At 61.7% G+C, this 14,739-nt stretch carries 11 protein-coding genes; 7 read left to right on the top strand and 4 right to left on the bottom strand.

All coding sequences use genetic code 11. The annotated features are described in order from the left end of the window. The 5 genes from M3436_14150 to M3436_14130 form a co-directional block, all read left to right on the top strand. Nucleotides 1–739, top strand: a 739-nt coding sequence (locus M3436_14150) for a hypothetical protein (GenBank protein ID MDQ3565225.1), incomplete at its 5' end; no start/stop codon positions are given. A 248-nt stretch (nucleotides 740–987) separates the two neighbouring features. Further along, nucleotides 988–1,476 carry a spore coat U domain-containing protein gene (locus M3436_14145; protein ID MDQ3565224.1) on the top strand — a complete coding sequence of 163 codons (489 nt, stop codon included), beginning with the start codon at nucleotides 988–990 and terminating at the stop codon, nucleotides 1,474–1,476. A gap of 6 nt (nucleotides 1,477–1,482) precedes the next feature. After that, a complete protein-coding gene (locus tag M3436_14140) occupies nucleotides 1,483–2,205 on the top strand; it encodes a fimbria/pilus periplasmic chaperone (protein MDQ3565223.1) in 723 nt (240 codons plus the stop codon). A gap of 53 nt (nucleotides 2,206–2,258) precedes the next feature. Further along, nucleotides 2,259–4,613 (top strand): fimbria/pilus outer membrane usher protein, encoded by a 2,355-nt coding sequence (locus M3436_14135; protein ID MDQ3565222.1) that lies wholly within the window; start codon nucleotides 2,259–2,261, stop codon nucleotides 4,611–4,613. 74 nt (nucleotides 4,614–4,687) lie between these two features. Beyond that, complete coding sequence (locus M3436_14130; protein ID MDQ3565221.1) at nucleotides 4,688–5,077, top strand: spore coat U domain-containing protein; 390 nt, start codon at nucleotides 4,688–4,690, stop codon at nucleotides 5,075–5,077. Nucleotides 5,078–6,120: 1,043 nt separating this feature from the next. On the opposite strand, the gene M3436_14125 is transcribed toward M3436_14130, so the two are convergent. The 4 genes from M3436_14125 to M3436_14110 all read right to left on the bottom strand — a co-directional run bounded on the left by M3436_14125 (nucleotide 6,121) and on the right by M3436_14110 (nucleotide 13,522). Beyond that, nucleotides 6,121–7,926 carry an EAL domain-containing protein gene (locus M3436_14125; protein MDQ3565220.1) on the bottom strand — a complete coding sequence of 602 codons (1,806 nt, stop codon included), beginning with the start codon at nucleotides 7,924–7,926 and terminating at the stop codon, nucleotides 6,121–6,123. Then, nucleotides 7,923–11,444, bottom strand: a complete 3,522-nt coding sequence (locus M3436_14120; GenBank protein ID MDQ3565219.1) for a response regulator — start codon at nucleotides 11,442–11,444, stop codon at nucleotides 7,923–7,925. The genes M3436_14125 and M3436_14120 overlap by 4 nt, the downstream gene beginning before the upstream one ends. Nucleotides 11,445–12,260: 816 nt before the next feature. Beyond that, nucleotides 12,261–12,548 carry a DUF2845 domain-containing protein gene (locus tag M3436_14115; protein MDQ3565218.1) on the bottom strand — a complete coding sequence of 96 codons (288 nt, stop codon included), beginning with the start codon at nucleotides 12,546–12,548 and terminating at the stop codon, nucleotides 12,261–12,263. 242 nt (nucleotides 12,549–12,790) lie between these two features. Next, nucleotides 12,791–13,522: an RT0821/Lpp0805 family surface protein gene (locus M3436_14110; GenBank protein ID MDQ3565217.1), complete on the bottom strand. Its 732-nt coding sequence runs from the start codon at nucleotides 13,520–13,522 to the stop codon at nucleotides 12,791–12,793. Nucleotides 13,523–13,700: 178 nt separating this feature from the next. Between M3436_14110 and apaG the strand changes: the two genes are divergently transcribed. Together apaG and M3436_14100 are read left to right on the top strand one after the other, a co-directional pair. Beyond that, nucleotides 13,701–14,081 carry a Co2+/Mg2+ efflux protein ApaG gene (apaG, locus tag M3436_14105; protein ID MDQ3565216.1) on the top strand — a complete coding sequence of 127 codons (381 nt, stop codon included), beginning with the start codon at nucleotides 13,701–13,703 and terminating at the stop codon, nucleotides 14,079–14,081. A 33-nt stretch (nucleotides 14,082–14,114) separates the two neighbouring features. Beyond that, a partial coding sequence (locus M3436_14100; protein ID MDQ3565215.1) for a symmetrical bis(5'-nucleosyl)-tetraphosphatase occupies nucleotides 14,115–14,739 on the top strand: 625 nt, incomplete at its 3' end.

Here is a 14,739-nt window from a genome sequence, read left to right as displayed (position 1 = left end):
CCTCGAGTACACCGGCCACCCGCTCTGGAAGGCGAGCGGCCGAGTCGAGTCCTACCACGCCTCGAACGCCGAGAGCTGGCTCAGCACCCTGGGCTTGGCCCACAAGCTTAGCCGCGACTGGACCTTCCTCGGCCGCAGCATCCTGGCGCTGACAGATAGCGAGGGCGCCGCCGGCGCGAGCCTCCAGCACCGCCGCCAGCTTGGCGTGGCCTACCGCGACACCGAGACCAACGTCTGGAACGCCTTGGCCCGTTACGAGCACAAATACGAAGACGGCAGCCCGCGCGTGGGCTTCGGCCTCAACGGTCCAAGTCTAGACCTGCAGCGCACCGTCGATGCCGTGTCGCTGCACTACAATTATCAACCCGAGCGCTCCTGGGGTCTGAGCGGACGGATCGCGGCCAAGTACGTCCAGGAGGATTCGTACGGCATCAAAAGCGGCTACGACGCGGAGCTGCTCATGGGACGCTACACGATGGACTTAACAGAGCGCTGGGATATCGGGCTCCAGGCCTCGGCGCTGGCCGGGGAGGGCTTCAAGAGCGTCCAGTTGGGCTTCGGGCCGGAGGCGGGCTACCGCGTCGCCGACAACCTCTGGAGCTCGGCGGGCTACAACCTCTTCGGCTTTGAGGATGAGGACCTTAGCGCCAACGAGCACACCGCTCAAGGTGTCTACGCCCGGCTCCGCTTCAAGTTCGACGAGGAGCTGTTCAAGCCGGTCATGGATCTCCTGAAATAGACTCGCTGGGTACAATGAACGCATGGGTGACGACAATGAGGCAGCGCGATTATAGGGCAATACAGCGACCGGTGATCGTCGCCGACCAACCGAGTTTTTACCCGTCGATTCCTTCAGCACGTTGTGTAAAGCAGAATGACCAGTCACAGTTAGCATGACGATTGCCTTAACAGATGCCGGAGAAGCTGGGCCGACGCGCAGCTCCCCACAGCAACCATTTCTGACGACTACACAAAGGAGCTACGTTCATGAGGAAAATTCTACGCGCTGGACTTACTGCACTATTAGCCCTCGGTTGCGCACCGGTGCTGGCGGCAACTGCAACCACCACGTTCAACGTGACTGCAACCGTGGCAGCCGCGTGCACCATCAGCGCGACCAATCTGGCCTTCGGTACGTATAGTCCGGCCGCAGCGGTACCCACCGATGCAACCTCGACGGTGACCACGACCTGCACCCTGGCCGCCCCGTACAACATCGGGCTGAATGCGGGCACCGGTGCCGGCGCCACCGTGGCGGCGCGTAAGATGACCAGCGGCGCCAATTTGCTGACCTATTCGCTTTTCCAGGATGCCGCGCGCCTAGTGGTGTGGGGGGAAACGATCGGTACGGATACGGTCGCGCTGGTGGGTACCGGTCTGGCGGTGGGCACTACCGCATTTGGCCGGATCCCGGCGTTGCAGAACGTTCCGGTGGGGGGCTATGCTGATACCATCACCGCCACCGTGACCTTTTGATAGCTCTTGCGCGCGCCCTTCACTGCCGGCTTGCTAATCGGATCCCTGTGGGGCGCTCAGTCTGTCTACGCCGCCAGCTTCGAATTCACTCCGCTGCGCGCCAATCTAAGCCAGCAGACTCCGACTGAGGTCATCACCATCAAGAATAACGGGGGTGCAGCCGTCGTTGTGCAGCTCCAGTTGCTCAAGTGGGCAATGGACGGCGATCAGGATGTCTACGCTGGCAGTGACGAGGTGCTCGCCACCCCGCCGATTTTCAACCTTCCGGTCGCGGCCTCACAGGTAGTTCGCGTGGGATTGACGCAACCGGTCGATGCCAGGCGCGAGCAAACCTACCGGCTATTCTTCGAGGAGGTGCCCCCGCCCCCGCAGCCAGGCTACCAGGGGCTGCGGGTGGCGTTGCGAGTGGGTCTTCCGATATTTGTTGCGCCGGCTATCGCAGCTCACCCGCAGCTTAACTGGCGTGCGTTGCGCAACGGGCAAAAAGAGGTCAAGCTGCATGTGACCAACACCGGCAACGCGCATACCCAGATCATCGTCCTCGCCCTCAGGCCAACCGCGGGTGCGCCGGCGCTTGCAGAGCTCAAAGCTCCGGGCTACATTCTCGCGGGGCAAGCGCGGGAATGGGTTGTGCGTTTACAAGATGACTTGCCAGGCCAAAATATCCATTTGTCGGCAGAAACGGATGGCGGTCCGCTCGAAGCGGATCTCGCCCTGCAAACTCAGTGAGGGCGGTCCGCTGGATGCGGACCTCGCCCTGGATACTCAGTGAGGCGCGTCGGGTGGGTGTACTGCTTGGAGGGATCGCGCTTTCGCTCTCTGGCGTGCAGTCAACCGCGGCCGCGGCCCCAACCCGTGAACCTGACGCGCCAGGTTTCAAAGTGCGCAAGGTATCGGCGCAGGAGACGCAGGATTATTCGCAGGCTTGGCTCTCAGTTCGCATCAACAGAGCCGAAACGGGCGCGCCAAAACGCTTGTTGATTTCGGCGGACGGCCGTCTGCTTGCGACCGCAACAGACTTCCAGGACTGGCGCATCGCTCCGCCCGCCGTCCCTGCTGCATTTTTCCGCGGTAGCGAGTATTTCGCTCTCGATGCGGTGCCAGGGTTGCGCTACCAACTCGACGAACGCAAGCAGGAACTTAATATCGAAGGCCCTCCCGACATTTTTGCCGCGACGGTGCTGGGAGTCCCGCCGCAAAGATTTGCACTGCCCGGGGAGATCCCCTTGGGCGGATTCCTCAACTACGACTTTCAATTCCAGCACCAGGACGTCGACAGCAGCTTGGACGGCCTGATCGAGCTCGGGCTGTTCCACCGCCTCGGGGTGGGGACCGCGACGACGCTTGCCCGCGATATCGGCGATCAGAACTCGTTCACCCGCTTGGAGACCACGTGGACCACGGATGATCCGGAACGGCTCAGCACCCTGCGCTTTGGAGATGCCATCGGGCGCCCCGGCGCGTGGGGCGGTTCGGTGCGCTTCGGGGGGATACAATGGGGAACCAATTTTGCCACCCAGCCCGAGTTTATTAGCTTTCCGCTGCCTACCCTCAGCGGAGAAGCAAGGATCCCTTCAACCGTTGAGCTGTTCGCCAACAGCGCTTTGAGGCTACAGCAAAGCGTACCTCCCGGCCCGTTCGAAATCCCCAACGTGCCCCTGATCACCGGGGCCGGAGATGTCCAACTGGTGGTGCGTGATCTGCTTGGAAGGCAACGGGTGCTGGTCGTTCCGTACTACGTAAGCCAGGCGCTGCTGCGAGCCGGGCTTACCGACTACACCTTTGATCTGGGATTCGAGCGCAAGAACTTCGGCATCGAAAGCGACGATTACGGGCGAGGATTTGGCTCCGCCACCTACCGCGCGGGCGTCACCGATCGCCTCACCGCAGAGGTGCGCGCCGAAGTGCTGAAGAATCAGCAGGCGCTGGGTTTTTCCGCCAGCTACCTTTGGCCCGTAATTGGGGTAGCGAACGCTGCGCTGGTGGCAAGCAGGAGCGACGCAGGCGGAGGCGGGCTGTTTGCGCTTGGCCTCGATCGCCAGGCGCGCCGCGTAAGCTACGGCGTGCAATCACAGTGGACCACGCCGCACTTTGCGCAACTCGGGCTCGTTCAAGGCGAGGCCGCGCCGCGCCAGACGACCCTAGCGCGCGTATCGGTCTCCCCGGACGGAAGCGACACCTTGTCGATGAGCTACCTGCTACAAGACAACCGGTCGCAGCCAAGGGTGGAATTCGTCAGCGCAGGATACGATCGCAACGTTTTTCGCGATTACCACCTCTCGGTGTTCGCGTTGCAAAGCTTAACCGGCGTGCGCGATACCAGCTTCGGGATCACGTTGACCGTTGCCTTTGGCGAACGCTCGAACGCGAGCGTCAATTGGACCCAGCAGAACGCCGATCACCAGAGTGCTTTCCAGATTCAGCGCAACCTTCCCGAGGGGACCGGGTTCGGCTATCGCCTCCTGGGCCTCGAAGGAACCGATTCGCGCGCCGAAGCGGGGGTTTTCTATCAGAACGACATCGGGACATTTGGCGCCGAAACTTCGCAATTCGGCGAGTCCGATGCCTACCGTCTAAGCGCATCGGGAGGGCTCGCCGCCCTGGGCACCGAGGCGTTTCTCGCGCGCCGCATCAGCGAGAGCTTCGCAGTGGCTCGCGTCGGCAACTACCGGAACGTGCGGATCTATGCCGAAAATCAGCCGGTGGCGCGTACCAATTCTAGGGGCAGCGCGCTGGTTCCCAGGGCCCGCGCATACGAGAAAAACAATATCGGCATCGAGCAAGCGGATTTGCCGTTGGATGCGCGTTTCACCACCCTGCGGATGGACGTCACTCCGGCGTTTCGGAGCGGCGTGCTCGCCGATTTTGGCGTTCGCCCAGCAAACGCGGCGCTGCTGACGATCGTACTGAGCGACCGCTCCCGGTTGCCGGCGGGTGCGATCGTACGCGTGGTTGGAGGAAAAGAGCAATTTCCGGTCGCGCTTCGCGGCGAGGTTTACGTTACCGGCTTAGCGGGGTTCAATCGGCTGGAAGCTCGCTGGCGCGGCCAGCAGTGCCGCTTCGAAGTGCGGTTGCCGAAGGCGGCCGGTCCTCTGCCGCGGCTCGGTCCGTTCGAATGCCCCGGGGTGGTCCCATGAAACGGCTTTGCGTGATACTCCTCGGTCTGGCCCTTATGGTATTATCCCCGGCATCCAGGGCCCAGAGCTGCACAGTGAGTGCAACGCCTGTCTCTTTCGGTTCGTACAACGTCTTCAACGCGACCCCTCTAGATGCAACGGGGACGATCACGGTCAGATGCACCGGGCTGGTGGGGCTTTTGGTCAGCTACAACATCAAGCTCAGCGCCGGCCTGAGCGGCAGTTATGCGCCGAGACAGATGGCGAGCGGGGCGAATCGGCTCAATTACAATCTGTACACCGCTGCCACCCGCCTCACCGTGTGGGGCGACGGCAGCGCCGGGACGTCGTTCGTAAGCAATACCATCACGCTGCTGCTGCTGGGAGTGACCGTCAACCATACCGTATACGGGCGCGTGCCCGCGCTGCAAAACGTTGCGGTCGGTAGCTACTCCGACAATATCACCGTTACCCTTACGTTCTAGCTCGACGCGGACGATCGAGGGACGAACGGCACCGACCAGGTCGTCCGCGTCCTGTCAGAGATCTCAGCGCTTATCGTGCGAGGCTGTAGCCGAAGCACTTGCGCACCACGGCGCCGTTTCTTGGTATCCGCCAGGGCGTTGTCATTGCTGTGCCTGGGGCGTGACTTGATGAACTCCACGCGCAGTTTGTCGAGGAGCTTGGCGATGGTCCGGTTGATGTACTCCGAGCCGTCGTCGGCGTGAAAGCCGAGGCAACGCGGGTATGACGATAGGACAACGGCAAAAACTGTAATCGCGGGGCTTTAAAAGACTCGATACATAATAACACGCATGCTACACCAGAAAGTTATGCTGAATATGCTATCAGTATGCGATTTTCTGTGAATATACTATGCACAGACGGCGTTACCCCGTCTAGCCCTTCGTTCAATAGCGGTAGAACGTCTGGCACAGCTGGTGTCGGCGACTCATCGATCCATACGACCGAGATAGATGCGCCCAACACAAAGGCATAATCCCTGTCGATCTGTCGGCCGAAGAAATAGAAATGCGGAGCCATGAACATTATGCAAAGGTGTGGCTGATTGCAATGGCCAGATATTTCTGTGATCGGAGATTTCGGAAACTTCATGAATCCACTCACGCGATTGGGAACATGGGAAGATGCGGTACTCCTTGCCGAACTGGGCAGACGGACGTTCGGGAGCAGTGCCAAAATACAACTGAGCAATTCGTCCGAAGTTACATTGAAGCGCATTTTACGCTGGGAAAAATATCGCATTACCTGAATGAGCGCATCTTCTCGTTATGCAACACGAACCGATCGGATATGCTTTTCTGCGTCAAGGGGAAGCATTCCCTGGAGTCCCAGAGTCCGCGCTTTTGCGTTCGGTGATCGCTCAAGACGCCAAGGGGAGCTACCGCAACCGCGTGCTCTAGATCGAGCTGCGGAAGGCCGAGGCGGCGTCCACGCCCAGGACGGTCGGCGCGCCGGTCCGGGCTGATAGGGCGGTTCTATGAAGGCCGCGTCGCGCTTTCCATTTTCATCCTCTATGAGAGATAGCAAACGCATCGGCCGCCGGGTGAACAGCCGCTTTCCCTGGCCCTTCCAGCGGCGTTAGTGGGCCGAGCAGGCGTGACCTCGCGTCGCCGCGCGCAACATGCTGTCGTACCCACTCGGCGAAGGACTGGGCCGGCATGGGCCTAGAGTACAAGTAACCCTGCCCGGCATCGCATTCATAGGCTCGCAGGAGGGCCGCTTGCGCTTCGGTTTTTACGCCTTCGGCCACGACCGTGCGGTTGAGCCGATGGGCGAGGGCGATGATGGCCGCAACGATGGCCGCGCTATCCTCGTCGGCGGTCAAATCTTTAATGAACGACTGATCGATCTTGAGGGTGTCGAACGGGAGGCGCTTCAAGTAGGCCAGCGAAGAGTAGCCGGTACCGAAATCGTCGATCGCGAGTTGTGCCCCGAGTGCGCGTAGCCCCTGGAGCGTATCGAGGACGGCGTGCGTGCGCTCCATGAGCACGCTCTCGGTGATCTCAAAGACCAGGGCCTCACCCGGGATCTCCCAGCGCCGGAGCGCGTCCGCGACGAGGGCAGGGAGATCGCCAGAGCGCAGTTGCACCGCCGAGAGATTGAGGGCCACGTAAAAGTGAGGGAGGGCGCCATCGCGCCACTCGCGGATCTGCGCGCATGCGAGATCCAGGATCTGCGCCCCCGCGGGCACGATGAGGCCGCTCTCTTCCAAGAGCGTTATGAACTCCGCCGGCAATACGATCCCTTCCCCGGGCCGCTCCCAGCGTAACAGCGCCTCGGCGCCGCCCAGCCGGCCGCCCGCCAGCTCCATTACCGGCTGATAATGCAGGACAAGCTCGCCCGCGCTGATGGCTTGCCGTAGTCCCCGCTCCATGGTCCACCGCCGTGACATCTTGACGCTCATCTCCGCGTCATAATACTCCCAGCGGTTGCCGCCCTGGGCCTTGGCGCGTGACATTGCGGTAGCCGCATGCTGGATCAGGCTGGCGGTGTCCTCGCCATCCGTGGGGTATACGGCAATCCCGATACTCGGCGTCACCGTGATCTCATGCCCGTCGATCATCGGTGCGGGCTGCAGGGCCTCCAGAACCCTGCGAGCGATCGGATCAAGACTATCCGGGGACTGTAAGCGGTCGAGCAATACGATGAATTCATCCGCACTCAGGCGTGCAACGATATCCGCTTCCCGCAGACACGCGGTATACCGGCCGCCCAGCTCTTGCAGGAGTTTGTCCCCGATGCGACGACCCAGGGTGTCGTTGACCAGCTTGAAGCGATCCAGATCGATGCACAACACGGCGAGCCCGTGCCCATGGCGCCGTGCTTGTGCGAGCACCAGCTCCAGTCTGTCTGCAAATTTCAGCCGGTTGGGCAATCCCGTGACCACATCGTGGTAGGCAAGGTAGTATTCCCGACGCGATGCCTGCAGCAATAGCCGCACGCGCTGGCGCAGCACGGCCCAATGAATGGGCTTGGTGATGAAGTCCGTAGCACCAGCGGCGAATGCCCGATCGACCGAGGCGTCATCGTTAAGACCGGTGATCAGAAGGCATGGGCAACGCTCGCCGTCCGGCCGCTCCCGCAGCCACTGGCATACCTCAAAGCCGTCCACACCCGGCATCACGGCGTCCAGCAGGACCATGTCCGGTTGATGCTTGACGAATTCCGCCATGGCCGTCTGGCCATCCGCTGCTTCTACGACCACGTATCCGTCGCGCTCGAGTGCCCGGCGCAGCATCAGACGCATGACGCTATCGTCGTCGACGACGAGCAGAACCGGCGTCTCACGGATGCTATGGTGGGTATTCATGCGGCGGCCTTGCCGACCTCCGTTGTCAGCTGTCGGCATACGTGCTCGAAACCGGACTCAATCGCAGCAATCAATGAGCCCGCATAGCCGCTTTCGGCCGTGTAAGCGTCTCGATCCAGACGCCCGCACAAGACAGAGAGGCCTTGGGCACCTAAGCTTGCGCTCGTGCCCTTCAGCGTGTGCGCCTCGCGCTGGAGCCATTGCCGGTCGCCCGCCGCCAGCGCCTCGCGCATGGCCGTTAGACGCTGCGGCGTATCCTTAAGAAACGTATAGACGATCTCGGTAAATGCCTTCCCCACCGCCTCCTGCAACAGGGCAAGCTTATCCAACTCCACCATGCCTGTATCCTGGCCCGCGCTGAGTTTCTCTTCGCTTTGCCGCGGGCGTGCCAGCGATGGCTGGCCGAGCCAGCGCTTCAGCGCCGCCTGTAGATCCAAAAGCAGAACTGGCTTGCCGAGGTAGTCGTCCATCCCGGCCGCCAGACAGCGTTCGCGGTCGCCTTCCATCGCATTGGCGGTCATGGCTATCACGGGCAGCCTTGGCCTCTGGCCGGTCTCTTCTCTCTGGCGCAACTCGCGTGTCGCCGTAAACCCGTCCATCTCGGGCATCTGGCAGTCCATCAAGACCAGATCGAAGGGTGTTTGCTCGAGCGCGGCCAGGGCTTCCAGGCCGTGCCCGGCCACCGTGACCTCGACTTCAAACTTCTTGAGCATCCCGAGCGCCACCTTCTGGTTGACGAGATTGTCTTCGACCAAAAGGACGCGCCGTCCACGGAAGCTCGGCCGCGAAGCTGAGGGGGCCGGGATCGGTGCACGGCGTTCGCTGGCTCGGTCCAAGACCTCGGCCAGGGTGTCAAAGAGCTGAGATTGACGTACCGGTTTAATCAGGCTCGCGGCGATCCCCGTCGCCTGAAGGCTCGCCTGGTCGACCTTCCCCATGGAGCTCAGCATCACCCGTTGTACCTGAGACAGCACGGGATCCGCTTCGATCGTGCGTGCCAATTGCAGTCCATCCATCCCCGGCATCTGCATATCGAGCAGGGCGAGGGCGTATGGCTTCCCGCATCGTCTGCCCTCCCGCAGGATCTCGAGCGCCTCAGCTCCCCCTGCAGCAGCGGTGGGCACCATCCCCCACGCCTCCACATAATGTTTCAATATCGTCCGATTGGTGGCGTTATCATCGACGATGAGCACCCGCAGCCCCCGCAAGTGTAGCCCCTGCCTCGAAGCAACCGGGGCTTCCGATGACTCCCCAAAGGGTAGGGTGAACCAGAAGGTCGACCCCCGACCGGGGACGCTGTCCAGCCCGATCTCGCCGTCCATGGTCTCGATCAGCTGCTTGCAAATCGAGAGACCGAGGCCTGTGCCTCCAAAACGGCGCGTGGTCGAGCTATCGGCTTGGGTAAACGGCCGAAACAGCCTGGATACCGCCTCGGGGTCGATACCGATGCCGGAGTCCTGGACCTCAAACCGGATCATGACCTTAGCATCCGCAGGCTCGAGCAAGCGCACCCGTACCACCACTTCACCGCGCTCGGTGAACTTGATGGCGTTGCCCAAGAGATTCGTCACGATCTGCCGCAAATGGGTCGGATCGCCTTTAAGGCGTGACGGGATCTCCGCGGGCACGAAACAGGCCAGCTCCAATCCCTTCTCCTGTGCCCGCACCGACAACATCGAACAGACCTCTTCCGTAACTGTTCGGATATCCAAGTCCACGTGTTCGATCTCAATCTTACCGGCCTCCATCTTGGAAAGATGGAGGACATCGTTGAGGATTTCGAGCAGCGCCTCGGCGGAGCTGTAGGCCGTCTCGAGTAGCTCCCGTTGCTCGGCATCGAGCCCCGTGTCCTTCAGCAGGCTGAGCATCCCGAGCACGCCATTCATGGGCGTGCGGATCTCGTGGCTCATGTTCGCCAGGAACTCACTCTTGGCGCGATTGGCCCTCAAGGCTTCATCGCGCGCCGCCGCCAAGGCATCCTCGGCCTCCTTGCGGGCGGTGATGTCGATCCAGGAGCCGATGATCTCGAGGGGTTGCCCTTCGGTGCCGCGCGTGAGCCGGTAGCTGTCGTGGATCCACCGGTAGCGCCCGTCTTTGTGGAGGACACGGTATTCGAAGGCCCCACGCTCGCGCGGCACGGTATCCTCGAATTCGGCCAGGACCCGCGTCTTGTCATCGGGATGCACACGCTCCAACCAGAAATCTTTATCGTTAAGGTGTTCCGCTGCCTGATAACCGATCAGATCAAGCAAGTTTTCACTGATAAAGGAACAGGCATAATCGCCCGTCGCTGCCGTGCTGTAGATGACCGTAGGCGAGGAGGTGAGGAGGTGCTGGAGCCGGGCGCCCGTCGACTCCAAGGCTTGCTGCGCGGCCTTCTGGTCGGTGATATCGCGCAGGTAGGCGGTGAAGAGCGGGGGCCCCTCCACGCCGATGCGGGTAACCGCGATCTCCGCGGGGATCTCCGTGCCATCGGCCCGCAGCACACGGATCTCCATGCGGCCATCCAGGAGCGGCCCTTCGCCGGTCGCGAGGGAGCGGCGGTGCCCTTCGCGCAAGGCGGGAGGGACCATCAGCGCCGCCATCTCCTTGCCGATGACCTCGGCCCGGCGGTAACCGAATGTGCGTTCCGCGGCCGGGTTGAATTCGACGATGCATCCCTCATGGTCGATCGTAATGATGCAGTCCAGCGCGGCTTCCAGGATGGCCCGCAGCCGCGCCTCGCTGTGGCGCAAGGCCTGCTCCTTCTCTTGCCGTGCGGCCATGATGCGGCTGTCCGCGTAGGCGGCCAAGAGGGCCAGCCCCAAGACCACGACGGTCCCTACCGTGAGGGCCGTGCCACCCAGTAGGACGCTCCCCACGGCATGGGATACGTCACCCGAAAGCGTATCGCCCGAGATAAAACTGGCCCCGGCCATCGCCGCGTAATGAAGCCCGGGGATCGCCAATCCCATCACGAGCGCGCTTACCGGCTTCTTCCACCTCGCTCCGCCGGCGGCGCCGTCGCGAAACTTGAAGGTCAGGCGCAACGCGACCAGGGCTACCACGACCGCGAGCACCACCGACAGGGCCACCATCCCCGGGGCGTGGTGCATGGTCCCCGGTAGCCGCAGGGCGAGCATCCCGGTGTAATGCATGACGCCGATGCCGCCCCCCATCAAGACGCTGCCGGTCCACCACGCCCAAGCGCCGAGCCTCTGCTGGCTGGCGACGTGCAACGCGGCGGCGGAAGCAGCCACCGCCGCGAGATGGGAGGCCACTACGGTTGGCACGTCATAATACACGGGTACCGGCAGGGAGAAGGCCAGCATCCCGGTGAAATGCATGGACCATATCCCCGTCCCCATGGCGAATGCACCACCGAAGAGCCACGCGGCGCGGTCGCGGCCGCGTCTTATCGTGACCCGCCCTGCGAACTCCAAGGCGGTGTAGGCGGCGGCTACGGCTATCAAGACCGACAGCGCGACCAGCCAAGGATCGTGACTGTGGGGTAATAGTGTTCCGGACGTAAGCGTCATGGAATAGCGTCTCCGTGTCTAGAATTTCTTTGAAGTTACGCGGGTTAGCGGACACCGACAGAAATTATTAAGATGAGCGCTGGAGGTGTTGACGGAGACACGCTAGCAGCGCTGCAACCGGCCTCCCTTGATCGCAGGCAGTCCTCGTCCCGGCCCGAGTCCGTCATAGCGAGGAGCGATACCTTGTGCCTGTCCGCCCGCTCCCGTAGCCCTCGGGCGAGCGCCGATAGCGAACAGGATCAGTTATGGTAAAAGTGTCCAGCCTGTAACGGCTGTGTTCCAGCCGGTGCGAGTGCAGTCATAGTTCTCCCCCAGGACGAGGACCTCAATGCGCACGAAGGCGCTGATCTTGCACCCTTAAGCGAACCCCTACTCTCCTCAAGAGTCCGATCAGCGGGTGAGCTGGTAGGCGCCTTCCAACTCCGACTATTCCTGCCGGTTGCTCCACCTTGACCGGCAGCGGGGCACTCGCGTCCAGGCACCGGATGCCGAATTCAATGGTTCGCGACGCAACGGCCCCGCGGGCGACCTCGCCGAAATTCGCGGTTGCGGACCACCGTCCGTTGCCGTTATTTCGACAGCGTCCTACAGGGTTCCGAGGACCCCCAGTTCGATGTCTTGAGCGGGAGCGAAATCGTGAGTCTGAAAGAGGTCAGAAAATCGTATTACGTCGAGGCCCGGCCAGGGCCGGGAGCGCGGGGCCAGAGTGAAGCTTGTCAAGCGAAATGCCTGCGAAGAATTGCAGTATCTTGCTCGCTATCTGATGAGCGCTGGCGAAGTGAGTACCGGCGCGGCGGGGGGCGAGCGGGTCATCCCTTAGGGTTTGGCAATCGCCTCAATATCGACCAGGCGGGCGCCGGTAAAGGTCAGGATCCGCGGAAAGCTCCCGCTACCCGGACGGTAGTGCCATTGCTCGACCAGAGCCTCGTTGGCGCCAGACACGATTTCCTTGAACCCCGGCGGACCACATTTCTCCATCACGTCAAGCTTGGTGTCGCCCGCTTTGACCAGATGCGTGCCGCACCGCAAGCCATCATCCGCCAGCAGGCCACCCGCAAAGCACGAGAAGATCGCTAGGGATGCCATGGGTAACTTATTGTTCATTACAACTTCGTCCGCGCAACCGCCGATTAATAAAGTGTTATCGAATCGAAATACTTGTTTTCTGCCCCATGGGTACGTGCTGGTATAGAAATTTTAAACGCCGCTTTTCGTGAAGCGTAGTGCTGAATCTGTGGGGGTATCAAGGGATAGGAATATGCATCCGCGCGAAATTTCAGATCGATAGCCTGGCCGGGTGCACCTAGGTCGCGAAGCGATAAGCAGCACGCTACGCTACGTACGCGTCAGTTGACTAACCGCCATTTGCCATCGTTATTGCGGCAGGCCGCACGATAAACCTCGCGGAACTTGCCTTTTTGCACCACGGTCGTGAGAAACTCCCGGCAGGCACGGCCGTCCTTGCGGTAATTGCGCACCGGTGTGAGCTTGTAGCGGCTTGCGGCACTGTTCCATGCTACCTGCTCCTTTTCGCCCGCGCGTTCGAGAAACTGCTGCATACAGTCTTCGTCAGCGGCCGCCGCTCCATCGGCTCGGCTCCCCAGAATGGCGCCCAGCAGGGTACCCGTGGCGACCATCGCCGCGTTGCTCGTGCTTGCCTGCGACGCCAAGACCCCGCCGAGCGCCGCACCGCTTTCTCGTCCTGAAAACCTCGGCGTGCACTCGCCCTTTACGAATACGGGCCGCTCGTTTCTCCAGACCCTACGATCAAGCACAGGTCGAGGATAGAGGCCATCGTCCTTATGATAATATGGCGAATAGCGGCCGTAACGCCGGTGATGCCGGTAGTCCTCAGAGGAGTCGTCGTCCTCGCTGTACCGAGAATGTTCATAGCCACCATCGCGGTGACGGCTTTCCTTCTTGTGATGATGTTTATCATGATGCTTCCCCTCGTGCTTACTGCGGTAACCATGCGCCGGCGCCCAGTCCGGCGGACCGGCCAGGGCGCTGCTTGGGAGAAGGCAGACGCTCCCAATAATGAGGAACGCAAGGCGGACTATGCTAAAAATGCTTTCCATGTTAGGACTCCTACCAGAGGTTTACTCGCGAGGGTAGCGGCTGACCGGCGAATCTATATAGTGGCTCGTACCGAGCCGGGTTGAACCCGCGGCTGGGAAGGAAACGGCGATCCAACAGGCCCCGAGGCCGCCGTTCCCACCCTTGCGCTCGCGGCGGTAATCCGGTCAAATGCGCGCTATGACCAACCCCGCCCACAGCATCAAGGTGCGCGTGCATTCCACGTATGTGGAAGAGCAATCCTCGCCCGAGAATGAGCAATACGTGTTTGCGTACACCATCACCATCGAGAACATCGGCACCATACCGGCGAAGCTCTTGACTCGGCATTGGATCATTACCGACTCCAACGGCAAGATCCGGGAGGTTCGGGGCGACGGGGTAGTGGGCGAACAGCCCTATCTGCGGCCCGGCGAAGCCTTTCGCTATACGAGCGCCGCGATGATCGAGACCCCGGTCGGTAGCATGCACGGCAGTTACCAGATGATTGCCGACGACGGCGTCGCATTCGACGCGCCGATCGTGGCTTTCGGATTATCGATCCCGAATCTTCTGCATTAAGGGGCGTGCAGGCGCCTTTGCGTCCTTCCCCGCATGGCCGTTTACGCCATTGGTGACATTCAAGGCTGCTATGCGGCGCTCCTCGCCCTGCTCGAAAAGGTGCGGTTCGATGCCGACCGTGATTACTTATGGTGCACCGGCGATCTCGTCAATCGGGGTCCCGATTCGCTCTCGGTACTGCGATTCGTCAAAGCACTCGGCCGGCAGGCCGTTACCGTGTTGGGGAATCACGATCTTCATCTCTTAGCGGTAGCGCACGGAATCCGCCCGCCCCAACAATCCGATACGTTACAAGCGGTGCTCGACGCCTCCGACCGCGACGAACTCATAGACTGGCTGCGCGGGCGGCCACTGTTACACCACGATCCGGCGCACCGGCTGGCGCTCATTCACGCCGGACTGCCGCCCCAATGGAGCATCGCACTGGCGCGCCGCTGCGCCGCCGAGGTTGAGGCGGTGCTGCGCGGTGATGACTATGTCTACCTTCTCCGGCACATGTACGGTAATACGCCGGAGCGGTGGTCACCTGATCTGGAAGGCCGGGACAGATTGCGATTCATCACCAATTGCCTGACCCGCTTACGTTTTTGCGATCCGGCAGGGCGGATCGCTTTGGATGAAAAGGGGCCCCCCGGCACGCAAGCGGCCGGTTACGTGC

The organism is Pseudomonadota bacterium (assembly GCA_030859565.1).
Lineage (GTDB): Bacteria > Pseudomonadota > Gammaproteobacteria > JACCXJ01 > JACCXJ01 > USCg-Taylor.
The sequence above is the reverse complement of the archived record's forward strand: the minus strand, read 5'-3'. Positions and strand labels throughout refer to the sequence as shown.

Excerpts from the sequence above, each read along its gene's own strand:
- M3436_14145 (MDQ3565224.1), top strand. The coding sequence starts at position 988 with ATGAGGAAAATTCTACGCGCTGGACTTACTGCACTATTAGCCCTCGGT.
- M3436_14125 (MDQ3565220.1), bottom strand. The coding sequence starts at position 7,926 with ATGAATACCCACCATAGCATCCGTGAGACGCCGGTTCTGCTCGTCGTC.
- M3436_14120 (MDQ3565219.1), bottom strand. The coding sequence starts at position 11,444 with ATGACGCTTACGTCCGGAACACTATTACCCCACAGTCACGATCCTTGG.
- M3436_14115 (MDQ3565218.1), bottom strand. The coding sequence starts at position 12,548 with ATGAACAATAAGTTACCCATGGCATCCCTAGCGATCTTCTCGTGCTTT.
- M3436_14110 (MDQ3565217.1), bottom strand. The coding sequence starts at position 13,522 with ATGGAAAGCATTTTTAGCATAGTCCGCCTTGCGTTCCTCATTATTGGG.
- apaG (MDQ3565216.1), top strand. The coding sequence starts at position 13,701 with ATGACCAACCCCGCCCACAGCATCAAGGTGCGCGTGCATTCCACGTAT.